The sequence below is a fragment of the Kribbella aluminosa genome (assembly GCF_017876295.1).
GTDB classification, from domain to species: Bacteria; Actinomycetota; Actinomycetes; order Propionibacteriales; family Kribbellaceae; genus Kribbella; species Kribbella aluminosa.
The window spans coordinates 4483967-4504179 of the sequence record NZ_JAGINT010000002.1; the positions used below are offsets into that span (position 1 = coordinate 4483967).

Genomic DNA, 20213 nt, shown 5'->3' on the forward strand with positions numbered 1-20213 from the left:
CTTCTTCGGAGGGCCTGAGGTCCTCGTCCCCGCAGTACGGGCAATAAAGAGGTGCCGCACGCTCGCTCATCGCCGTCCTCGCTTCGCTGCGGCGGCGACGAGCGATTGGCTGCGGTGCTCTTTGGTGAACTCGCTTCGCTCGCTCACGTAAGTGCCTCCTGGTCCGCTCGGGTGACCCACTGGGCGAAGCGCTCGCCGTCGTTGCGCTCCTTCAGGTAGTTCTGGGTGACGCGCTCGACGTAGTCGGTCAGGTCGTCGGCGGTGACCTTGTGACCGCGGAGCTTCCGGCCGAAGCCCGCGTCCAGGCCGAGCCCGCCGCCGAGGTGCACCTGGTAGCCCGGCACCTGGTTGCCGTCGGCATCCATCACCAGCTGACCCTTCAGGCCGATATCGGCGACCTGGATCCGGGCGCACGAGTTCGGGCAGCCGTTCACGTTCACGGTGATCGGCACGTCCAGCTCCGGGATCCGCTCCTCGAGCTCGTCGATCAGCTGGGCGGCCTTCGCCTTGGTCTCGACGATCGCCAGCTTGCAGAACTCGATCCCGGTGCAGGCCATCGTGTTCCGCCGCCAGGCCGAGGGCCGCGCCTGGAACCCGAGCGCGGCGAGTTCGGCCACCAGCGACTCGACCTGCGCCTCCTCGACGTCCAGCACGAGCAGCTTCTGCTGCGCGGTGGTCCGGATCCGGTTCGACCCGTGCTTCGCGACCACGTCCGCGACCTGGGCGAGCTTGGCGCCCGACACCCGTCCGACGACCGGCGCGACGCCGACGAAGTACTTGCCGTCCTTCTGCTTGTGCACGCCGACGTGATCACCCTGTACGGCGGGAACCTCCGGCGCGGGCCCGTCGATCAGCTTCCGCTTGAGGTACTTCGTTTCGAGAACGTCGCGGAACTTCTCGGTGCCCCAGTCCGCGAGCAGGAACTTCAGCCGGGCCCGGGTCCGCAGCCGCCGGTAGCCGTAGTCGCGGAAGATGCTGGTGACGCCCCACCAGGCCTCGGCGACCTCGTCCAGCGGGATCCAGGTCCCGAGCCGCTGCGCGAGCATCGGGTTCGTCGACAGGCCGCCGCCGACCCAGAGGTCGAAGCCGGGGCCGTGCTCCGGGTGCACGACACCGACGAACGCGATGTCGTTCACCTCCGGTACGACGTCGTGCGACGGGTGCCCGGTCAGCGCGGTCTTGAACTTCCGCGGCAGGTTGGAGAACTCGTCCGAGCCGATGTACTTGTCGACGATCTCGGTGATGGCCGGGGTCGGGTCGATGATCTCGTCCGCCGCGATCCCTGCGACCGGGCTGGCAATCACCACCCGCGGTACGTCGCCGCAGGCCTCGGTGGTGTAGAGCCCGACCGCCTCGAGCTTCTGCCAGATGGCCGGCACGTCCTCGATCGCGATCCAGTGCAGCTGGATGTTCTGCCGGTCGGTGATGTCCGCCGTGTCGCGCGCGTACTCCGTCGAGATCTCGGCGATCACCCGGAGCTGCTCGGTGGTCAGCTGCCCGCCCTCGACCCGGATCCGCATCATGAAGTAGCGGTCGTCCAGCTCCTCCGGCTCCAGCGTCGCCGTCTTGCCGCCGTCGATCCCGGGCTTGCGCTGCGTGTACAGGCCCCACCAGCGGAACCGGCCGCGGAGGTCGGCGGGGTCGATCGAGTCGAAGCCCCGGTGCGCATACACGTTCTCGATCCGGGCCCGGACGTTCAGGCCGTCGTCGTTCTTCTTGTTCTCTTCGTTCTTGTTCAGCGGCTCGCGGTATCCGAGTGCCCACTGGCCTTCGCCCTTGCCCTTGCGGGGGCGGGCGGGCTTGCGGGCAGGAGTGGTGACGCCGGCAGTCATCGGGGCGTGTCCTTGTCCTCGTGACAGGTGCTCACCAGCGGCGGGGAGATCGAAGCGTCGTCGGTTCGATGCGTTCCGCGCGGTGCGCACCCAGCGGTGATCGGGGATGATCAGGGGGCCGCGGTGGGCCCTGGCAGGGTGGCTGTCAGAACATCGAAGGACAACAGATGGCGCTGCGCATCCGCCCGAGGTCGACATGAATCCGACCTACGAGGTGGGTGGAACGGGCAGCGAGCATGTCCACAAGCGTCGGCTCCAGAGCCTGACAAATCAACTCCCATTCCTACATCCTGAGACCCGATCTCACGATGTGGCTATGTGCAGCAGTCTGGTGGAGATTGATTCGGGCGACTTCCAGGCTCCACAAGAACTCTTGTGCAAGAGTTCTTGTGGAAGCTACGGTGGCGTTCATGACACCTCCGAACCGGCGGGCCGTGACCCCGTCCGTACTGGCCGCGATGCATCATCCGCTGCGCCGCCGGCTGCTCGACCTGCTGAACGTCGACGGTCCCGCGACCGCCTCCCGGCTGGCCGGGGCGACCGGAGAACTTGTCGGCAACGTCAGCCATCACCTGAAGGTTCTCGCGTCCGCGGGCGTGATCGTCGAAGCGCCTGAGCTCGCGAAGACCCGGCGCGAACGGTGGTGGAAACTCGGCGACACGTCGGAGTACTCGTGGTCGATCGCCGACGCCAAGGGCGACCCCGCGGGGGAGCTGGTGGCGGCGTCGGCCGAGGACGTGAACCTCGCCCACCACGTCGGCAAGGTGCGGGAGTGGTTCGACATCCGGTACGAGTTCGACGAGTCCTGGGTGCGGGCGGCGTACGCGACCGAGAGATGGCTCACATTGACGCCGGCGCAGCTGGTCGAGCTGAGCGAGCGGATCGCGGACCTGGTCCGCGAGTACCACGACCAGCCGGCCGAGGGGGAGGACGCGCACCGCGTGTTCTTCTTCGCGCACGCGGTACCGGCCCGCCCATGAGCACCACGGTCTTTCCGCCGCTCCGGAGGGACCGTCGGGTCCACGGGTGGATCCTGTCGGCCGGGATCTCGTGGGCCGGTGACACGGCCTGGTACGTCGGTCTCGCGTGGAGCGCGGCCCAGATCACGACCCCCGCCGGGGCCGGGCTGGTGATGGGCGCCGGCGCGCTGCCGAAGGCGCTGATCCTGCTGTACGGCGGGGCGCTCGCGGACCGGCTCGACGGGCGGCGGACGATGATCCTGGCGAACCTGGCACGGATCGCCGTACTCGTCGTCGCCGCCATCGCGGTGCTGGTGTGGGGGTTGTCGCTCGCGCTGCTGATCACGGTGGCGGTCGTGTTCGGGGCGGTCGACGCGCTGTACGCGCCCGCCTCCGGGACGCTGCCGCGGCGGATGGTGCGGTCCGAGGACCTCGTGAAGCTGTCGGCCGGCACGCAGCTGGCAACGCGGATGGCGGCGTTCGCGGGAGCCCCGCTGGGCGGTTTGCTGGTCGCGCACGGCGGACTGGTCACAGTGATGCTCGTCGATGCGGCGTCGTTCGTGGTGATCGCGCTGGCGCTCGCGTTCGTGGTGAAGCCGCGGTTACCGCAGCCGGCGTCGGAGGGGCACTCGATCCGGGCCGATCTGCGGGCCGGGTTCGCCTATCTGAAGCAGGACGTACGGGCGCGGACGCTGGTCATCGCGTTCTCCGGGCTGAACCTGTGCGTCGGGCCGATCCTGGCGGTCGGGCTGGTGCAGCGGACGCACACCGAGGGCTGGGGCCCGGCCTGGTACGGGTGGTTCCAGGCGGCCTCCGGGGTCACGGCGGCCGCCGGTGCCGTGGTGGCCATGCGGTGGAAGCCCACGGATCTGGCGCGGTCCGGGCTGCTCGCCCTCGTCGTCCAGGCGGCCGGATGCGCGATGATCGGGGTGGTGCCCCGGTTGGCGGTGTTCGTCGCGATGGCGATGATCAGCTGTACGGCGGGGCTCGCGTCGGCCCAGCTGTCGGCGGCGTTCCAGCAGAGCGTGGATCCGCAGTACCTGGGCCGGAGCTACAGCATCGTGAACCTGTCCGACGAGGCGCTGATGCCGCTCGCGATGACCGGGTTCGGTGCGCTGATCAGCCTGTCGAGTATCCCGGTCGCGTGTGTCGTGGTCGGCGTACTGTTCGCGGCCCTGGTGCTGTGGGCCGCGATCCGGGTACAGCCGCACGCAGAACCCGCCGGTGCCCGGCCGGGAGAGCGCCCGTGACTTCACCCTCAGCAACGCCGAACAACCAGCCACCCGCACCCGCAATCACATCGAGTGGGCGTACACGTACTGTCGACCTGCCACTTCAGTGTTGGATGGCGGGATGAGCGAGTCGGAATCGGGCCGGATGACAGCCCGGGGCATCGCGGGGCACGTCCGATCGGGCATCACCTCCGCGGTGGAGGTGGTCGAGGCTGCACTCGACGCCGCGCGGTGCCTCGACCCCGTCCTGCACTTCCTCGATGGTCTCGATGCGGCACGGGCGCTCGCGGCGGCCGAGCGATTGGAGCCGACAGGCCCGCTCGCCGGCGTGCCGTTCCTGATCAAGGCGCGGACGCCGCCGGAGTCGCCGATCCTGAGTCGGTTGGTCGCGGCCGGGGCAATCCCGATCGGGTGGGCGACCCGGGCGCGGCCTGGGGCGGTGTCGTTGACGTTCGGGTGGAACGGGCACGAGTACACGCGGAACCCGTGGGACCTCACGCGCTCGCCCGGCGGCTCGACCGCGGGCGGAGCGGCCGCGGTGGCGGCAGGCGTCGTACCACTGGCGACCGGCGGCGACAGCGGCGGCTCGCTCCGGATCCCGGCCTCGTTCTGCGGCATCGTCGGCTTCAAAGGTACGTACGGCCGCATCCCGCGCCCGACCGGGCGCGGCCTGGGCGAGCTGACCACCGCCGGCGTGATCGGCGCCGACCTCGACGACGTCATCCTCGCCACCAGCGTCACCTCCGGTCCGCACCGCCTCGACCCGACCGCGTTACCCGCCTGGCCGGTCCTCGACCTTGAGAACCCACCAACCATCGTCGGCGGGGATTCGTGGTTGGTGGGTGCACAAAGACGACCTTGGCGGATTGCCTATCGGTCGACGTTGGGGGTTTGTGCGGCCGATGCTGGTGTGGATCGGGTGATTCGTGAGCGGTTGGCGGTGTGTGGGGTGGACGTGATCGACGTACCGCTGGCGCTCGAGCCGACCGACGAGGCTTGGCCTGTGCTGTCGGCCTTGGACAACGGGCGTGGGGTCACGGCCGCGGAGGTGCAGCGGGCGAGGGGGTGCGGGACCACAACAACACCGCGTTGGCCGACCTGTTCGCCGACGTCGACGTACTGGTGACCCCGACGACGCTGACTGTTGCCCACGGCTACGACCAGCACGAGCACAGCATCGTCACCGGCGACCCGTGCTGGGTCTTCAACGTGACCGGCCATCCCGCGGTGAGTGTGCCGGTCGGTCTGTCGGCTGGGCTGCCGGTGGGTGCTCAGGTGGTCGCGCCACACGGCGCCGATGGAACCGCGCTGACGGTCGCCCGGCTGATCCAAGCAGACCTACCCCAACCGCCGATCAGGTGAGGGCAGAAATCGTTTGCGGTAGTCGTCAAGTGGTTCGAGCCCGACCTGGCGGCGCCGCTCATCGACCTGGTCGGGAGCGGCGAGTGGCTGCGGTTCCCACGTGCCGTCGTCTGCCATCCGGAACTGAGTGCCGTACAACTGCTGGTTTCTTCACTGAACTAGCCAACCTGCCCACGGCGGCACACCTGATGCGGTGGGCAGGCGGCTATGCGAAAACGCGTGGGAGATTGCGCGCGGCCAGCGCGGTCCGGGCCAGGCTGGCTGCGATGGCGAGGGCCATGGGCCATGTGACGGCTGGGGTAGCGGTTGCGATCGCGAGCATGCCGAGGTCGAGCAGGATCAAGGCGACGCTGGCAGGGCCGGCGAGCCGGGCTGTCCTTGGGTCTTTGCTTCTGGCAACGGACAGGAGCGTGACAGCGACGATGAGCAGAGTCGTGCCGAACACGGCTGCCGCAGCAGGAGGAACCGGCCAGTGCCAGGCCTGTGTAGTGATCAGCGTCGTTCCCCACAGAGCCGCGAACACAGGGGCGGTGGCTAGGAGGGCGATCGCGGTGCGTCGGCCTGGGGATTGGAGGGCGAACGCGGTTGTGACCTGTGCTGGCGGGCCGAACTCGGCGATAGCCGCGTGCGCGGCGTCGGCTGGGGACAGGCCGCTTCGCAGGTGGTGTTGGAAGGTCTCTTCGAGGCCGTCGGCGAGTTCCTCGACGGTCCCGGCCGGGAGGCGTTGAGCGAGTTCGTTCAGGTAGTTGTGGATCAGGTCGCGGTCGGCCATGGGCCTGGCTCCAGCAGTGTCGTGACCGCGGTGGCGAACTCGCGCCAGTTGGCGCGGTCGCCCGCCAGCTTCTTATGGCCGTCGTCGGTCAGCTGGTAGCTGCGCCGTCGACGCCCGTCGACCACGGACCAGGATCCGGCGATCAGCCCGGCTCGTTCGAGCCGGTGCAGTGCCGGGTAGACGGTGCCGGTGGGCAGGTCGAACCGGCCGCCGCTGCCGTCTCGCAGCGCCTCCTTGATCGCGTAGCCGTGCTGAGGCCCGTCGCTCAAGGTGGCGAGCAGGAGGACATCGAGGTGACCTTTCAAGGCTTGCGCATCCGCCCTCATGAGTAGTTATCCTACAACAAGCGGATAGGTAGTAATCCTAGCTATGGGTGGTGGGCGTGATGGGCGAGCTGGCGATCGTGGCCGAAGGCTTGGTGAAACAGTTCGGGGCCGTCGAGGCGCTTTCGGGTGTCGATCTGCAGGTGCCGACCGGGTCGATCCTGGGGCTGCTCGGACCGAACGGGGCAGGAAAGACCACCGCAGTCCGGGTTCTCGCGACGCTGCTGCGCCCCGATGCCGGTCGCGCGCGGGTCGCGGGATTGGACGTGGTCAGGCAGGCCGCTGCGGTGCGGCGGCGGATCGGGTTGGCGGGTCAGTACGCGGCGGTCGATCCGTATCTGACCGGCCGGGAGAACCTGCAGATGATCGGCCGGCTGTCAGGCCTTACCCGCGCCAGTGCCCGCAGACGGGCCGACGAACTGCTCGACACGTTCGACCTTGGCGCGGCGGCGGATCGGGTCCTTCGTAGCTATTCCGGCGGGATGCGCCGGCGGCTGGATGTCGCGGCCAGCCTGGTGGCCAGGCCGTCGGTGTTGTTCCTGGACGAGCCGACAACCGGCCTGGATCCGCGTGGCCGGATCGGGTTGTGGCACACGATCGCCGCACTGACCGCACAGGGCACGACGGTCCTGCTCACCACCCAGTACATGGAGGAGGCCGACCACCTCGCTGACACCATCGCGGTCATTGACACCGGCCGGGTGATCGCCACCGGAACTTCGAACGAACTGAAAGCGCAGGTGGGTGGCGACCGGCTCGAGCTGCGGGCGGCACCGGGCGTCGAGCCGGCCGCCTTGGCGGCGACCGTCGCGGACCTCGGTTCCGGCCCACCGGCCGTCGACTGCGGCGAAGGCACGGTGGTGCTTCCGGTTGCCGACGGCCCAGGTGTGCTCGGCGACGCGGTGGCCCGGCTGGCGGCGGCCGAGTTGCGGGTAACCGACGTGGCGTTGCGCCGGCCGTCACTCGATGATGTCTTCCTGGCCTTGACCGGCCAGTCAGCCACAGCTGGACCAGCCACGGATCTTGCCGAGACCCGGAGCCTGTGATGACGACCGACGCGGCGACGCCTGTCCCGCAATCAGTTGATCCCGCAACTGCCACAGACGCCGCGAGAGCACGGGGGCTGCGGTGGTTTCTGGGCGACGTGTCGGTGATCACGGGCCGGAACCTGCGGCGGCTGATGCGGGTGCCGACGTTGATCGCGTTCGCCACCGTGCAGCCGGTGCTGTTCGTGTTGCTGTTCACCTACGTGTTCGGCGGCGCGATCCACCCGCCCGGTGTCGAGAACTACGTCGACTTCCTGCTGCCGGGGATCTTCGTGCTAGCAATCGCGTTCGGTGCCTCCCAGACCGGGGTCGCGATCGCGGACGATCTGGCCACCGGAATGATCGACCGGTTCCGTGCGCTGCCGATGACCCGGTCGGCGGTGCTGGCCGGGCGGACGGTGGCCGACGCAGTGCGCAACCTGTTCGTGCTGCTGCTGATGACCGGTGTGGGATACGCGATCGGGTTCCGCTTCCACGCCGGAGCCGCGGCCGCGGCGGGCGCGATCGGCCTGGCGCTGCTGATCGGTGTCGCCTTCTCGTGGATCAACGCGCTGGTGGGTTTGCTGGTTCACGACGCGGAGACGGCGGGGCTGGCTGGGCTGATGCCGGTCATCGTGTTGGTGTTCACCAGTTCCACGTTCGTCCCGGTCGCCACGATGCCGGGCTGGCTGCAGGCCTTCGCCGACGTCAACCCGATCACCGTCACGGTCGACGCGTTGCGCGCCCTGGTGCTTGGTGGCCCGACGGCTGAGCATGTGTGGCGGGCGCTGGCCTGGATCGCCGTGCTGCTGGTGGTCACCGTTCCGGCCGCGGTGCTCCGCTACCGTCGTACCAACGCCGGTTGACCGGCTTCGTTAACGCGGGCGGCTGGTTCAGAGCCACAGGGGCGCCAGCCAGCCCAGCGTGACGGCGCCGAGGTAGAGGAGTCCGACGACCAGGGCGACGACGCGGCGGCGGGCGATGAGGAGCATGCCGCTGATCGCGCCGATGCTGGTGCCGGCACCGGTGATCAGGAACGCCAGCGCTGGGCCGGCGCCCATGCCGCCGTCCATCAGGGTCGCCACCAGCGGGAGGGATCCGTCGGTGTTCAGGTAGACCGGGATGCCGATCAGCGCAGCCAGCGGAACGGCCAGGACGGAGTCTCCGCCCAGGTAGTCGGTGAGCCACCGGGTTGGGATGGCTTCGATCAGGAGGTAGCCCAAGGTCGCGAAACCGAAGAAGAACAAGGCGAGACGCCGGCCCGTGATGAGAATTTCCCGTACCAGCACGTCGATCTTGTACCGGGCAAGTGCCGGGGCACGCCGGACTGGAGTCGCCAGCGTCTGCACCGGTCCAGCCTCACCCGCTGGTGCCTCGACTGCACAGCATGACGGCTCCGGGCCGGCTTCCTGCGACGGGGCTTCGCACCTGCTGTTGCAGGCTGTGTCGCTCTGCCCGCTGCTCATCCGGGCCTGGCCGGCAAGCCAGCCGGTGCGCTCGATGAGGAAGGTGACGACGCCGGCGACGAGGCCGAGAGCGATGGCGGCGACGAAGAACGTCAGCGCGAACGGCGCCCCGAACAGGCCGGTCGACAGAACGAGTTCTTCGGGGCTGGTCAGCGGCGAGGACACCATGAACGCGACCACCGGTGCCCATGGAACGTGGGAGGCCATCGCGCCGAGCACGACTGCGGTGGTTCCGCACGAACAAAACGGTGTCAGTGTCGCCAGCGCCACCGCGCCGACAACGGCGATTGGGGTGCTTTTGCGCAGCCAGGTCGCCAGCCGGTCGGTGCCGACATACACGACCAGGACCGAGGCAACGATGATGCTCGCGGCCAGGAACGGCCACACGTTGGTGAAGGTTGTCCACACGTCGCCGATGACACGGCCCAGTAGGTCCAGCGCGGACTCGATCACGATGCCTCACCCTCGTGCTGTTCGTCGCAGGTCGTGAGGAGGGCGCCGAGGCGGTTCAGCGCGATCAGATCGGCACGGTAGTTGATCCGGTTGCCGTGACGGTCGCTGTGGATCAGTCCGCCTTGGCGAAGGACCTTCAGGTGGTGACTGATGGTGGGGCCGGTGACGGTGAACCCGCTGGCCAGCTCGCACACGCACAGCGGGTCGGTCTCACACGAGGCGATCACCGACAGCAGCCGCAGCCGTACCGGGTCGCCAAGTGCCCTGAACGAGGCCGCCGCCCCGGCCGCCTCGATCTCGCCCATCGGCTCAGCGATGAGAGGCCGCCCGGGTGCGGAAGTAGTCAGCAGCATTGGTCGAGCGATCGCCGGGCGGGCTTCTCGATCGGCAGGCCGGCGTCGATCCAGTCCTGTTTTCCGCCGGTGTAGCGGTGCACGTCGCGGTAACCGAGCTCCGCCAGCCGCTGGGCGACCCGCAGCGACGCGTCGCAGTCGGCGCTGCCGCAGTAGACAACGACGCGTCGGTCCAGGTCGGGCAGCAGTGTCTTGGCCAGCTCGACAACACGCCGGGGCCGGATGTTCACCGCTCCCGGCAGATGACCCTGCGCGTAGACATCTTCAGGTAGCGCCTCGACCAGGACGGCGTCGCCGGCAGCGATCAGTTCGGCGACCTCGGCTTGGTGAATTTCTGAAACAGGCATGACGGAACCCTTCGATGTCGCTGGTGTGGTTGAAATGCGGTGACCCCGGGTGCCGCGCGGGGTCAAGCGGTCGAGTCGGTGAGGCACCAAGCGAGATCGATCAGGCCCACCACGCACCGGTCATCGATGCGGTACCAGATCCGGTTACCGTCGCGGCGCGACGCCAAAATTCCCTTGTCGACCAGACGCTGCAGCTGGTTGGACACCGCTTGCGGCTTCAACTCCACAGCCTCGGCCAGCTGACTCACCGACAACTCCCCATCGCGGACCAGCGCATGCAGCAAGCGCAGACGAGTGTCATTGGCCAACACCTTGAACAGACCCTCCAACCGCGACGCATCCACCGGGTCGATCAACGCACGCTCAGCCAACACCGGCCGCCGCACGGCCGCCGCCACTTGATCACTCATGACACCACTATTACACGAATCAGTGTAATGGTGAAGTGCTTGCGAGGAGTCGCACCGGCGAGGACTCCGGCCATGTTCCAGTGTTGCTGGGCGTGGTTGGACTGATGATGGCGGTATGACCGTTGCGGAGGAGACGTTTCAGCCGTCGGCGCCGGTGTGTTGGTGCTGCTGCGGCGCATCGACCGTCACCTGCCCTAGCCGGGGCCGTGTCAGGTCGCGAGGAGCGGCTGGAAAAGGCGGACTGCGAGTTCTTCGGCGTCGGGCTGGTTGAGGATCTGTCCGGGGATGCCGGGGTGGCTGCTGGTCCAGGCCTGTGCTGCGCTGTGGTCTGCGAAGAAGTTGAGGTAGTCGCAGCAGCAGTCAGCTGACGGGCCGCCGCCGGCATCGGCGCCGATGAACACGACCGCCGCCGCGGGCTGCCAGGTGGTGCGCCCGTCGGTGGTGGTGACCGTGATCGGCTGGCCGGTGATTACGTCGACGGACTCGATCCGGGTGTCTCGGCCAAGCATGGGTGCCATGCCGAGGGCATCGATCGCGCACATCGCGTAGACGTCGACCCCGCCGCCGCCGGGGTCGACGATGCGGACGCGGTGCCGGGTCGGCGTGGCGGAGAACGGGTAGGCGACTGCGACCTGGCCGTCGGGAGCGAGCCGGATGGCGTCGGCCTCGTGCAGCGCGGTCAGCACTTCGGCCGTGGTCTTGGCGCCGTCGGCCGCGACCAGGGCCAGGTCTGCGGCCGTGGGTGGGGCGCCGTTGGTAGCGAAGGCGCGCAGGATCGTCTGGTGTACCGCCTTCTCGACTGGATCCAGCGGGAGCGCGCGGGTGCGCCAGGCGCTCAGTACCTCCCTGGGCGCTGAGTCGTCTATGCGGCCGGCTGCCGTGATCGCCGCACGTAGCTGGTCGATCGACAGGGCGGGAACGATCCGGCCGTGCTCGTCGCGGTAGAGGCGGCACGACACTCCGCATGCGCAGTCGTCGGCTGTGGTGAAGGGGTCGGTGCCGTCGATCAGCAGGGTCGGCGAGCCGGCCATGCCGAATCGGGCGGCGTCGTCGTCGGACTCGATCAGCCTGGTCGTGACCGGCAGGTCGGTGACCTCGGCGAGCCGTTGCAGCATCAGCGGCAGGTTGGGGCAGTCGCGGACGTGCAGCACTTCGAGTTTCATCTGGTCGCCTCCGGGCGGTGGTCGATCGCTTCCAGCAGCGCGCAACTGCGGTCGGCGCGGGGCAGGTCACAGGTCGCGACCAGCCGGGCGAGCGAGTCGTGCATCCGTTGCAGGTCGCGGATCCGCACCGCCAGATCCGCGCGTCGGTGTTCGGCCAGGGCGCGGGCCCCGTCGCAGGCCTCCGGGCCGCCGTTGTCGAGGTGGAGTAGTTCCTCGACCGCGTCCAAAGTGAAGCCGAGTTCTTGGGCGCGTTTGATGAACCGCAGCAGTTCGACCGTGCTTGGTGGGTAGTCGCGGTAGCCGCCGGGAGTCCTCGGCGGCTCGGTGAGCAGCCCGCGGCGCTCGTAGTAGCGCAACGTCTCCGTATTCACTCCAGCCCGGCCGGCCAGCTCGCTGGTTCGCATATCTTCATCCTCAACCCTGGACCCAGCTACAGAGTCAAGGTTCCCAGCTGCGAGAGCCGTCGAGCGTGCCGGTCGCTCCCAGCTGGCCGCTGCCCTACTCGAGGTTCGGTGCTCATGCTTCGACGGTAAATCCGTACCTACGTACCAGATGCAAGTCCTCTCGTCGGTCTGTGCCAATTGGCGGACGGTCCGCGGCTTGGCCGCCGCGAGCTCGATACTGGCCCGATGACGCTGGGGAACGGGTAGTGACCTGGTCCACGGGCCTGCTCGGCTTCGCGATGGGTCTGCTGATCGCGGTCGTCACCGCCCCGGTTGGAGTGTCGGGTGCGGTCTTCCTGCTGCCGGTGCAGCTCAGCGTCCTGGGGGTACCCAGCCCGGCGGTGACACCGACCAATCTGTTGTTCAACGTTGTGCCGGCCCGGGCGCCCTGCTGCGATACCGCCGACGCGGGGAGCTCGGCGGAACGCTCACGCGGCGGCTGATCCTCGGAACACTGCCAGGCGTGGTGGTCGGCGCGATCATCAGGGTCTTCGCCATCCCCGGCCCCGGGGCGTTCCGGCTCTTGGTCGCCGCCTTGCTCTTGCCGCTGGGCAGTTGGCTTTGTATCCGCGCTGTGCGCCCTTCGCCCGAGCGGTCAGGTGCCGAGCCGTCACCGCGCTCGGTCACCCTCCTCGCCCTAGCTGTCGGAGTGGTCGGTGGCATCTACGGCATCGGTGGCGGATCACTGCTCGGTCCGCTCCTGGTCGGCCGCGGCGTACCGATCGCGAAAGTCGCACCAGCCGCTCTCGCCTCGACGTTCCTGACCTCGGCCGTGGGCGCGGTCACCTACTCGCTGCTGGCGCTCACCACCAGCGGGAACATTGCGCCGATCTGGACTCTCGGTCTGGCGTGCGGACTCGGTGGCCTGATCGGCGGCTACCTCGGCGCCCACTTCCGGCCCCGCCTGCCCGAAACGATTCTGCGTCTGTTGCCGGGTGGTCTCGCGATGGTGCTCGGCGGCCTGTATGCCGTTCAGCTGTTCAGTTGAGGCGATCCAGCAACGTACTTGCGGCCTGACTGGGCTGGCGTACAGCGTTGCCTAGGGCAACACTGGCGGAGTGGGCAAGGTGGCGCCCGAGCTGCTCCGGCCGGTCGGGTTGGAGCTGTCCCGGGCTGTCGAACAGCTGCCCGGCCAGCACGGCAGGCGCGGCGGAGCTAGATACGAGTTGAAGTGGGGACGGGTTTCTTCGCTGAACTCGTCAAGCTGTGGCTGGCGGTCAGGAGCCGGTGGTCGAGGGGGTCTGGTCGATGCGGCCGTACCGCGATGAGGGCTGGGGCGACCGACCAGGCATGACAGCGCTTGTAGACCAGCGGCAGCGGTTGGGGGCACGGTGTCGATATCGAAGGCCCGCCGTTCGTCATACAAGCAATGGCCCTTCCGCCCGCAGCCGACCCGAACAGAAGTGAGGATGAAAATGGGATCGATCGTGTCGCAAGTGGAGGTCGCCGGTGCGCCGGAGGAGGTGTTCGCCTATGTCACCGACCCGGCTCGGTTCGCCGAGTGGCAGGAGAACTTGGTCGACGGGTACATGGACGGCGGCCCGACATCCGTCGGATCGATATGTGTCACCACCCGCAAGATCGGTGGCGGTGAGCGGAAGGTGACGTCCGAGGTCACCGTGCTCGATCCGCCTGGCGCGTGGGCGGTGCACGGTGTCGACGGTCCGATCCGTTCGAGGGTGCACGTCACTGTCGAGCCACTGGCCGGCCGGAACGCCTCGCGGGTCACGATCGATCTGGACTTCGAGGGACACGGCATCGGGAAGATTCTTGTACCGCTGCTTGTGCGGCCGCAGTCCCGCAAAGAGATGGTGCGCAACATGGCCCGGCTGAAGGCGCGCCTCGAGCCGAGCACCTGACCGGCCGGCACCTACTCGGGCCGATCGTGGCCATCTGGGCCGTGAGCCTGGCCGTTCACCGGACTGGTGCACGACCAGGCGGTAGTGGGTTAGTTGTCAGCGAGTGCGTGGGTCAGGTCTTGGATGAGGTCGTCGGCGTCTTCGAGGCCGACGGATAGGCGGATCATGCTGTCGGCGATGCCGCGTTTGGCGCGTTCGTCCGGGGCCAGGCCGTGGTGGGTGGTGGTGATCGGTTGAGTGATGAGGCTTTCTACCCCGCCAAGGCTTGGGGCGATGGCGAACAGCCGGAGCCGGTCTACGACGGCGGCGGTTTCATCGGCCGTGGCGTCGAGGACGGCGCTGAGCATTCCACCGCCGCCGCGCATCTGCGTGTCGTAGATCTGTTTGGCGTCGCCCGTGGCCAGTCCTGGGTAGTTGACTCGGCTCACGCGCGGGTGGGTCGCGAGGAACGCGGCGACGGCTGCGGCGGTGTCGTTTTGTGCGCGGACCCGAACAGGCAGCGAGCGGACGGAGCGGGCGAGGAGGGAGGCGGTTTCGGCCGCGATCATTTGGCCGAGGTTCTTGCGCCACATGGCGACCGGCGCCAGCAGTTCCGCTGGTCCGATGAGTGCGCCGGCGGTCAGGTCTGAGTGGCCGCCGAGGTACTTGGTGGCGGAGTGGATGACGAGGTCTGCGCCGTGGTGGAGCGGGTTCTGGTTGACGGGAGTGGCGAAGGTGTTGTCGACAACGGTCAGCGCACCGGCTGCATGGGCGTGGGTGGTGATCGCGGCGATGTCGAAGAGGTCCAGGGTGGGGTTGGACGGTGTCTCGAAGAACACGATCCGGGTGCTGGCGGTCAGTACGTCGGGCAGTCGGTCGACTTCGTCGGCGCGCAGGAACGTGGTGGTGATGCCGAGCTGGGGCAGGTTGTCCCCGAGGAGTTCGAAGGTGCCTCCGTAGACGTCTCCGATGCACACGATGTGTTCGCCGGTGCGGGTGTGGGCGAGGAATGTCGCGGCTTCGGCGGCCATACCGGAGGAGAAGCCTAGAGCTTGTTCGCCGCCTTCGAGGTCGGCGAGTTTGGCTTCGACTGAGCGGATGGTGGGGTTGAGGCCGTAGCGGGTGTAGAGGTTGCCCGGTTTGCGGCCTTCGACGACGTCGAGGAGGTCGGCGGTGGAGTCGAACGCGAACGTGGAATGCGTGTAGAGCGGGGTGTGGATGGCTCCTTGCGGATCGCGGGTTTCGCCGGCGTGCACGCTTCGGGTGGACAGTCCCTGCTCGTTGGTGTCGGTCATGCCTCTCCTGGTTTTCGTCGATCACGGTTGGGCGTTGTGCGGCCGCTGCAGCGCGGTGGCCGCTTTGGTGATTGCAGCTGCCGCTGTCTCGATTTCCTCGCGTCTGCTCCACCGGCCCAGCGAGAGCCGGACGGCGGCGAGAGCACGTTCGTGGTCGAGGCCCATGGCGCTCAGTACGGGCGATGGGGTGTGGGTGCCGCTGTGGCAGGCCGAGCCGTTGGAGGCGGCGACGCCGGTCGCGGCAGCGAGGAGCTCATGCCCCCGGGTCCGATCGATGCTGACGTTGAGGGTGTTGGGCAACCTTGCGCTTTCGGGGCCGTTGAGGTGCACCCGTCCGGGCAGGGCGTCGGAGAGGCGCTCGCGCAGGAGGTCGCGTAGCTGTGCCAGTTCATCGGCGCGGCCGCCGGCGAGTTCGTCCACGGCCAGTTCGGCGGCGGTGCCGAGGGCCACGGCGAGGGCGACGTTCTCGGTGCCGGCCCGGAGGCCGCGTTCTTGGCCGCCGCCGTAGACGACCGGTTCCAGTTGAACGCCGCCACGCACGTACAGGGCCGCGGTGCTTTTCGGTGCGTACATCTTGTGGCCGACGACAGTGAGCAGATCCACCCCGAGTTGATCGACGGCGACCGGGACCTTGCCGGCGGCTTGGGCGGCATCGCTGTGAAACAAGGCACCGTGCCGGTGAGCGAGTTCGGTGAGTTCGGCGATCGGCTGCAGCGCGCCGGTTTCGTTGTTCGCGGCCATGATCGAGACCAGGACGGTGTCGTCGTCCAGAGCGTCGACCAGTGCGGCGGGGTCGACCAGGCCGTCGGCGTCGACCGGCAGCACGGTTACCCGTACGCCGTGCAGCCGCTGGAGTGCTCGGCAGGTCTCGAGGATCGCTGGGTGTTCGGTGGCCTGGGTGATCACATGAGGCCGCGGCCGCCCGGAGGCGAGAACGACTCCGCGCAGCGCCAGGAGGTTCGCTTCGGACCCTGAGCCGGTGAACACGACCTCGCTGGGTCGGGCGCCGATCAGGGCGGCGACTTGCGCGCGGGCGGCGGCCAGTGCGGCCTGGGGATCAGCACCGTACGCGTGGCTACTGGAGGGGTTGCCGAAGAAGGTGGTCAGGTACGGCGTCATCGCCTCGGTCACCCGCGGGTCGACGGGGGTGGTGGCGTTGTAGTCCAGGTAGATCGGACCGTCGGCTAGAGCCGGATGAGTCACCGGTTTCTCCTCGGGTGGGTTTCGTACATGCGCGCTGCCACGACGAGGCCGGACAGTGCGGTCAGGGCGGCCACGGTCCACACGGCCGCGGGGATGCCCCACAGGTCGGCGATGATGCCGGCGAGCAGCGCACCGACGGCGAAGCCTCCGTCGCGCCACAACCGGTACACACCGACGGCACGTGCCCGCCAGGCGGGGTGCGCGACGTCGCCGATCGTGGCCAGCAGCGTGGGATAGACCATCGCCGTACCAAGACCAAGGAATGTGACCGCGACGAGCCATTGCCCGAAGGTGTCGCCTGCTGCGACGAGGGCCAGCGCGCCCGCCTGCAGCAGCATCCCGGCCGTGATCAGCCCTTTGCGCCCCCACCGGTCGGACAGTGCGCCGGTCGCAAGTTGCCCGAACCCCCAAACGGCCGGGTAGAGCGCACCGAGCAGACCGATCCGGGCCAGTGACAGGTGATGGGCGGCGAACAGGATCGGGAACAGACCCCAGGCCATGCCGTCGTTCAGGTTGTTCACCAGCCCGGCCTGCGACGCCGAGGACAGCGCTGGTTCCTTGAAGCTGGTCAGCGTGAAGACCTGCGCGGTCGTCAGATCGCCACCCGGGGTCGGAGTGCCGCGTGCCGCTTCGTGGTGCGCGTGGCCGCGGGTCTCACGCACGGCCAGGGTGGACAGGCCGAGGCCGAGCGCGGCGAACGCGGCGCCGAGAAGGAACGGCGCGGGTCGCAGACCGTAGGCGTCGGCCAGGTAGCCGGTGGCCATCGCGGTGGCCGCGACGGCGAGGTAGCCGGCGGCTTCGTTGAGCCCCATCGCCAGGCCCCGCCGGGCTGGGCCGACGAGGTCGATCTTCATGATCACGGTCGTCGACCAGGTCAGTCCCTGGTTGATCCCGAGGAGCACGTTGGCGGCGATCACCCAACCCCAGTTCGGGGCCCAGATCAGCAACAGCGGCACGGGTAGCCCGATCAGCCACCCGGCGACCAGAACCGGTTTGCGGCCGTAGCGGTCGGACCAGGTGCCGGCGAAGAAGTTGGTGGCGGCCTTCACGGCACCGAAGGCGAGGATGAAGGTCAATGCCCCGGTGTACTTGGTGAGTCCGAACGTCTGGTCGGCCAGCAGCGGCAACACGATGCGTTCCTGGCCGAGCATCCCGCCGACCAGGGCGTTGACCGCGACCAGTAACACGAACTGGGCAAGGTTGGCGCGCAGCCCCAGTCGCGGGGCTTTGGCTTCGGTAGTCATTTCAGGGTCCGGCCGGTGGCGACGGACCAATCGTCCGGGCCGCCGTCTAGCACCTGTACGCCGCGGTGGCCCGCGCGTTGCAGGATGCTGGCGCCGGTCATTGCTCGCTCGCCGTGCCCGCACATCACCACCACCGGCCCGGCATCGACATCCCCTGCGCGGTCACGTAACGCGCCGAGTTCGAGGTGCTCGGCTCCCGGGAGATGCCCGGCATGGAACTCGCTGTCCTGGCGGACGTCGAGGACGTGGCTGTCGCCGACCTGGTCGGGTTTCAGCAAGGGCGTGGTGGCGGTCGCGCCGTTCCATCCGGGCATTCCACCGGCGAGTTCGCCGAGGGGAAGTCGGAAGCCGATCTTTGCCGCCTGCCAGGCCAGGTCGCCGAGGTCTTGGTCGCGGTTGCGGATCACCAGGTAGGGCGTGGTGGCCTGCAGCAACCACCCGAGCCAGGAAGCGAACTGTGCCCGTAGCGGGATGGAGATCGCACCGGCGACGTGGCCGGCGGCGAAGTCGCGGACCGGGCGCACATCGATCACCACGGCGCCCGACGAGACCGCAGCTGTGAAGCTTTCGGCGGGAAGCGCCGGCACCTGCTGGTCTTCCTCGATCAGGGCAGGACCCCGGCGATTGGCTTCCGGCAACTGCAGGAAGTAGGGCGGGAAGGTCCCCAGCCCAGCGAGCAAGCGCCCGACGAACTCGTCCTCGTCTCGCACCTGCAGCAGCGGGTTCGCTCGCTTCTCCTGGCCGATGGTGGAGACTCGTTCACCGCCTTGAGGAGCTGAGCAGAACGATCCCGCACCATGAGTCGGTAGGACTGCTGTTGCGTCCGGCAACGCGGCCAGCCGTTGCAGCGACCGGTACTGCAACCGGGTCAGCTGCTCGGTCTGATCAGTGCCGGCCAGATCGGTGCGAGCGGCGCCGCCGACGATCAATGACCCGCCGGTGAACACCCCCAGCTGCGCCGGTCCGTCGAGGAGCTCGAAGGACAGATGCTCGCCGGTATGGCCCGGCGTCGCGAGGGTCCGCAAGGTCAGGCCACCCAGGTCGATCTCGTCACCATCGGCCAGGCCTTCGTGCGCGTACTCACGGCCGCCCGCGGCGGATGCCAGCAGCCGCGCTCCGTCCACCGCAGCGAGCTGGACCGCACCGGACAGAAAGTCGGCATGCAAATGGGTATCGGCCGCGAACGCCACCGTCAGATTCCGCCGCTCGGCCTCCATCCGCAGCGCCCGTAGATCCAGCGACGGGTCGACGGCCAGCGCGCGTCCATCGCCCAGGTCGACCAGGTAGGACGAGTTGCCCAGCCCTTCGTCGACCACCGCGGCGATCATCTTGCTCAGTTCATCATTCACTCCTACACTATTCCATGAATCTTTGGAGGAATGTCAATGGGTGACCCGGTGGCCAAGGCAGCACTGTTCGAGCAGTTCGCGCAGGTCGGCAAAACGCTCGGCAGCGCCAAGAGGCTGGAGTTGCTGGACCTGCTGGCCCAGGGCGAGCGTTCGGTCGAGGTGCTCGCCGGCCGCGCGGACCTGGGGTTGACGACTGCCTCCAACCATCTGCAACTGCTGCGTCAGGCCGGGCTGGTGACTGCTCGCAAGGACGGCACGAAGGTCTACTACCGGCTCACTGGAAGCGATGTGGCTGCGCTGTGGGCGCAGTTGCGCGACGTCGCCTCGGAGCATGTGGCCGAGGTCGATCGGGCCCGCCGCGCCTACCTGGGCGACGATGACATCGCCGAGGTCACCCGTGACGAGTTGCTGCGCAGGTTAAAGGCCGGTGATGTGACGGTCGTCGATGTCCGCCCTGGTGAGGAATACAGCGCGGGCCATATCCCGGGCGCGGTGTCGATCCCGGTCGACGAGCTCGCCGACCGGCTGGCCGAGCTGCCCGCCGGTACGACCATCGTGGCGTACTGCCGCGGCTCGTACTGCGTGATGGCCCACGAGGCCGTGCGGACCCTCAACGCCGAAGGACTGCAGGCGGTTCGGCTCAGCGACGGGATGCTCGAATGGCGGCTGGCCGATCTCCCGGTCGCCAGCTGAGCGCCACCCCGACAAGTTGCATGGAGGCATCGTGGGGATCGAAGAGACCCTGAGCCAGGTGCGCTCACGCCTCCCGCGGCTGAACCCCGCTGAGGTCTACGCGGCCAGCAAGGACGAAGACACGTACCTCGTCGACACGCGACCGGAGTTCCAGCGGCGTGAAGCCGGCGAAATCGCCGGGGCGATCGTCATCGAGCGCAATCACCTCGAATGGCGGCTGGACCCGAGCAGTGACGCGCGGATCCCCGAAGCCGCGCACACGGGCATTCGTTGGATCGTCCTGTGCGAAGGCGGGTACTCCTCCAGCCTCGCAGCCGATTCCCTACGGCAGATCGGGCTCCACCGCAGCACCGATATCGTCGGCGGCTTCAACGCCTGGCGAGCGGCCGGCCTGCCGATTGTTCGGCCCGGCGAAGGCCGCACGCCGCCGAGCGCGACCCCGACCGGCTGA

General features: G+C 68.5%; 24 protein-coding genes. 11 read left to right on the top strand and 13 right to left on the bottom strand.

Going from position 1 to position 20213, the window contains the following annotated elements:
• Positions 1 to 143 precede the first annotated feature (143 nt).
• Positions 144 to 1832, bottom strand: coding sequence for a nitrite/sulfite reductase (locus tag JOF29_RS42385; protein WP_209699911.1), 1689 nt, complete (start codon positions 1830 to 1832; stop codon positions 144 to 146).
• A 410-nt stretch (positions 1833 to 2242) separates the two neighbouring features.
• Here JOF29_RS42385 and JOF29_RS42390 point away from each other — a divergent pair, with 410 nt between their 5' ends.
• The 4 genes from JOF29_RS42390 (at position 2243) to JOF29_RS42405 (ending at position 5385) form a co-directional block, all read left to right on the top strand.
• The gene (locus JOF29_RS42390; RefSeq protein ID WP_209699912.1) at positions 2243 to 2812 is read left to right on the top strand and encodes a winged helix-turn-helix domain-containing protein; all 570 of its coding nucleotides are present in this window, start codon (positions 2243 to 2245) and stop codon (positions 2810 to 2812) included.
• Positions 2809 to 4041 (top strand): MFS transporter, encoded by a 1233-nt coding sequence (locus JOF29_RS42395; RefSeq protein ID WP_209699913.1) that lies wholly within the window; start codon positions 2809 to 2811, stop codon positions 4039 to 4041. Before JOF29_RS42390 ends, JOF29_RS42395 begins: the two co-directional genes overlap by 4 nt.
• Positions 4042 to 4144: 103 nt before the next feature.
• Positions 4145 to 5149, top strand: coding sequence for an amidase family protein (locus tag JOF29_RS42400; RefSeq protein ID WP_209699914.1), 1005 nt, complete (start codon positions 4145 to 4147; stop codon positions 5147 to 5149).
• Positions 5113 to 5385 (top strand): amidase family protein, encoded by a 273-nt coding sequence (locus tag JOF29_RS42405; RefSeq protein ID WP_209699915.1) that lies wholly within the window; start codon positions 5113 to 5115, stop codon positions 5383 to 5385. Before JOF29_RS42400 ends, JOF29_RS42405 begins: the two co-directional genes overlap by 37 nt.
• Positions 5386 to 5590: 205 nt before the next feature.
• Here JOF29_RS42405 and JOF29_RS42410 read toward each other — a convergent pair whose 3' ends face one another.
• Together JOF29_RS42410 and JOF29_RS42415 are read right to left on the bottom strand one after the other, a co-directional pair.
• Positions 5591 to 6157, bottom strand: coding sequence for a permease prefix domain 1-containing protein (locus tag JOF29_RS42410; RefSeq protein ID WP_209692185.1), 567 nt, complete (start codon positions 6155 to 6157; stop codon positions 5591 to 5593).
• A complete protein-coding gene (locus JOF29_RS42415; RefSeq protein ID WP_209692184.1) occupies positions 6139 to 6483 on the bottom strand; it encodes a PadR family transcriptional regulator in 345 nt (114 codons plus the stop codon). The genes JOF29_RS42410 and JOF29_RS42415 overlap by 19 nt, the downstream gene beginning before the upstream one ends.
• A gap of 59 nt (positions 6484 to 6542) precedes the next feature.
• Between JOF29_RS42415 and JOF29_RS42420 the strand changes: the two genes are divergently transcribed.
• Positions 6543 to 7526, top strand: coding sequence for an ATP-binding cassette domain-containing protein (locus tag JOF29_RS42420; protein WP_209692183.1), 984 nt, complete (start codon positions 6543 to 6545; stop codon positions 7524 to 7526).
• A 98-nt stretch (positions 7527 to 7624) separates the two neighbouring features.
• Positions 7625 to 8371, top strand: coding sequence for an ABC transporter permease (locus JOF29_RS42425; RefSeq protein ID WP_307863986.1), 747 nt, complete (start codon positions 7625 to 7627; stop codon positions 8369 to 8371).
• A gap of 27 nt (positions 8372 to 8398) precedes the next feature.
• Here JOF29_RS42425 and JOF29_RS42430 read toward each other — a convergent pair whose 3' ends face one another.
• From JOF29_RS42430 to JOF29_RS42455, 6 genes are all read right to left on the bottom strand, one after another.
• Positions 8399 to 9424, bottom strand: coding sequence for a permease (locus JOF29_RS42430; RefSeq protein ID WP_307863074.1), 1026 nt, complete (start codon positions 9422 to 9424; stop codon positions 8399 to 8401).
• Entirely contained in the window at positions 9421 to 9729 is a 309-nt protein-coding gene (locus JOF29_RS42435) for an ArsR/SmtB family transcription factor (protein ID WP_245357378.1), read from the bottom strand. Before JOF29_RS42435 ends, JOF29_RS42430 begins: the two co-directional genes overlap by 4 nt.
• 38 nt (positions 9730 to 9767) lie before the next feature.
• Positions 9768 to 10124: a rhodanese-like domain-containing protein gene (locus tag JOF29_RS42440; RefSeq protein ID WP_209692180.1), complete on the bottom strand. Its 357-nt coding sequence runs from the start codon at positions 10122 to 10124 to the stop codon at positions 9768 to 9770.
• Positions 10125 to 10186: 62 nt separating this feature from the next.
• Positions 10187 to 10534: an ArsR/SmtB family transcription factor gene (locus JOF29_RS42445; RefSeq protein WP_209692179.1), complete on the bottom strand. Its 348-nt coding sequence runs from the start codon at positions 10532 to 10534 to the stop codon at positions 10187 to 10189.
• 209 nt (positions 10535 to 10743) lie between these two features.
• Positions 10744 to 11697, bottom strand: a complete 954-nt coding sequence (locus JOF29_RS42450; RefSeq protein WP_209692178.1) for an alkylmercury lyase family protein — start codon at positions 11695 to 11697, stop codon at positions 10744 to 10746.
• The gene (locus tag JOF29_RS42455; RefSeq protein WP_209692177.1) at positions 11694 to 12101 is read right to left on the bottom strand and encodes a MerR family transcriptional regulator; all 408 of its coding nucleotides are present in this window, start codon (positions 12099 to 12101) and stop codon (positions 11694 to 11696) included. The genes JOF29_RS42450 and JOF29_RS42455 overlap by 4 nt, the downstream gene beginning before the upstream one ends.
• 245 nt (positions 12102 to 12346) lie before the next feature.
• On the opposite strand from JOF29_RS42455, the gene JOF29_RS44270 reads away from it, so the two are divergent.
• From JOF29_RS44270 to JOF29_RS42465, 3 genes are all read left to right on the top strand, one after another.
• The gene (locus JOF29_RS44270) at positions 12347 to 12583 is read left to right on the top strand and encodes a hypothetical protein (protein ID WP_245357377.1); all 237 of its coding nucleotides are present in this window, start codon (positions 12347 to 12349) and stop codon (positions 12581 to 12583) included.
• Positions 12583 to 13128, top strand: a complete 546-nt coding sequence (locus JOF29_RS42460) for a TSUP family transporter (protein WP_344749763.1) — start codon at positions 12583 to 12585, stop codon at positions 13126 to 13128. The genes JOF29_RS44270 and JOF29_RS42460 overlap by 1 nt, the downstream gene beginning before the upstream one ends.
• Before the next feature lie 427 nt (positions 13129 to 13555).
• Complete coding sequence (locus JOF29_RS42465) at positions 13556 to 13999, top strand: SRPBCC family protein (RefSeq protein WP_209692176.1); 444 nt, start codon at positions 13556 to 13558, stop codon at positions 13997 to 13999.
• An 89-nt stretch (positions 14000 to 14088) separates the two neighbouring features.
• On the opposite strand, the gene JOF29_RS42470 is transcribed toward JOF29_RS42465, so the two are convergent.
• The 4 genes from JOF29_RS42470 to JOF29_RS42485 are packed head-to-tail and all read right to left on the bottom strand — an operon-like array spanning position 14089 to position 19069.
• Entirely contained in the window at positions 14089 to 15273 is a 1185-nt protein-coding gene (locus tag JOF29_RS42470) for a trans-sulfuration enzyme family protein (protein WP_209692175.1), read from the bottom strand.
• A gap of 21 nt (positions 15274 to 15294) precedes the next feature.
• Positions 15295 to 16476 carry a cysteine desulfurase family protein gene (locus JOF29_RS42475; RefSeq protein WP_209692174.1) on the bottom strand — a complete coding sequence of 394 codons (1182 nt, stop codon included), beginning with the start codon at positions 16474 to 16476 and terminating at the stop codon, positions 15295 to 15297.
• Positions 16473 to 17720: an MFS transporter gene (locus tag JOF29_RS42480; RefSeq protein ID WP_209692173.1), complete on the bottom strand. Its 1248-nt coding sequence runs from the start codon at positions 17718 to 17720 to the stop codon at positions 16473 to 16475. The genes JOF29_RS42475 and JOF29_RS42480 overlap by 4 nt, the downstream gene beginning before the upstream one ends.
• The gene (locus JOF29_RS42485) at positions 17717 to 19069 is read right to left on the bottom strand and encodes an MBL fold metallo-hydrolase (RefSeq protein ID WP_209699917.1); all 1353 of its coding nucleotides are present in this window, start codon (positions 19067 to 19069) and stop codon (positions 17717 to 17719) included. Before JOF29_RS42485 ends, JOF29_RS42480 begins: the two co-directional genes overlap by 4 nt.
• A 36-nt stretch (positions 19070 to 19105) precedes the next feature.
• Between JOF29_RS42485 and JOF29_RS42490 the strand changes: the two genes are divergently transcribed.
• Entirely contained in the window at positions 19106 to 19762 is a 657-nt protein-coding gene (locus JOF29_RS42490; RefSeq protein ID WP_209699918.1) for an ArsR/SmtB family transcription factor, read from the top strand.
• 31 nt (positions 19763 to 19793) lie between these two features.
• On the top strand, positions 19794 to 20213 hold the full coding sequence (locus JOF29_RS42495; RefSeq protein ID WP_307863987.1) for a rhodanese-like domain-containing protein: 420 nt from the start codon (positions 19794 to 19796) through the stop codon (positions 20211 to 20213).

Coding starts and splice junctions, on each gene's coding strand:
- JOF29_RS42385 (WP_209699911.1), bottom strand. CDS start 1,832: ATGACTGCCGGCGTCACCACTCCTGCCCGCAAGCCCGCCCGCCCCCGC.
- JOF29_RS42390 (WP_209699912.1), top strand. CDS start 2,243: ATGACACCTCCGAACCGGCGGGCCGTGACCCCGTCCGTACTGGCCGCG.
- JOF29_RS42395 (WP_209699913.1), top strand. CDS start 2,809: ATGAGCACCACGGTCTTTCCGCCGCTCCGGAGGGACCGTCGGGTCCAC.
- JOF29_RS42400 (WP_209699914.1), top strand. CDS start 4,145: ATGAGCGAGTCGGAATCGGGCCGGATGACAGCCCGGGGCATCGCGGGG.
- JOF29_RS42410 (WP_209692185.1), bottom strand. CDS start 6,157: ATGGCCGACCGCGACCTGATCCACAACTACCTGAACGAACTCGCTCAA.
- JOF29_RS42415 (WP_209692184.1), bottom strand. CDS start 6,483: ATGAGGGCGGATGCGCAAGCCTTGAAAGGTCACCTCGATGTCCTCCTG.
- JOF29_RS42420 (WP_209692183.1), top strand. CDS start 6,543: ATGGGCGAGCTGGCGATCGTGGCCGAAGGCTTGGTGAAACAGTTCGGG.
- JOF29_RS42435 (WP_245357378.1), bottom strand. CDS start 9,729: ATGGGCGAGATCGAGGCGGCCGGGGCGGCGGCCTCGTTCAGGGCACTT.
- JOF29_RS42440 (WP_209692180.1), bottom strand. CDS start 10,124: ATGCCTGTTTCAGAAATTCACCAAGCCGAGGTCGCCGAACTGATCGCT.
- JOF29_RS42445 (WP_209692179.1), bottom strand. CDS start 10,534: ATGAGTGATCAAGTGGCGGCGGCCGTGCGGCGGCCGGTGTTGGCTGAG.
- JOF29_RS42450 (WP_209692178.1), bottom strand. CDS start 11,697: ATGAAACTCGAAGTGCTGCACGTCCGCGACTGCCCCAACCTGCCGCTG.
- JOF29_RS42455 (WP_209692177.1), bottom strand. CDS start 12,101: ATGCGAACCAGCGAGCTGGCCGGCCGGGCTGGAGTGAATACGGAGACG.
- JOF29_RS42465 (WP_209692176.1), top strand. CDS start 13,556: ATGGGATCGATCGTGTCGCAAGTGGAGGTCGCCGGTGCGCCGGAGGAG.
- JOF29_RS42470 (WP_209692175.1), bottom strand. CDS start 15,273: ATGACCGACACCAACGAGCAGGGACTGTCCACCCGAAGCGTGCACGCC.
- JOF29_RS42480 (WP_209692173.1), bottom strand. CDS start 17,720: ATGACTACCGAAGCCAAAGCCCCGCGACTGGGGCTGCGCGCCAACCTT.
- JOF29_RS42490 (WP_209699918.1), top strand. CDS start 19,106: ATGGGTGACCCGGTGGCCAAGGCAGCACTGTTCGAGCAGTTCGCGCAG.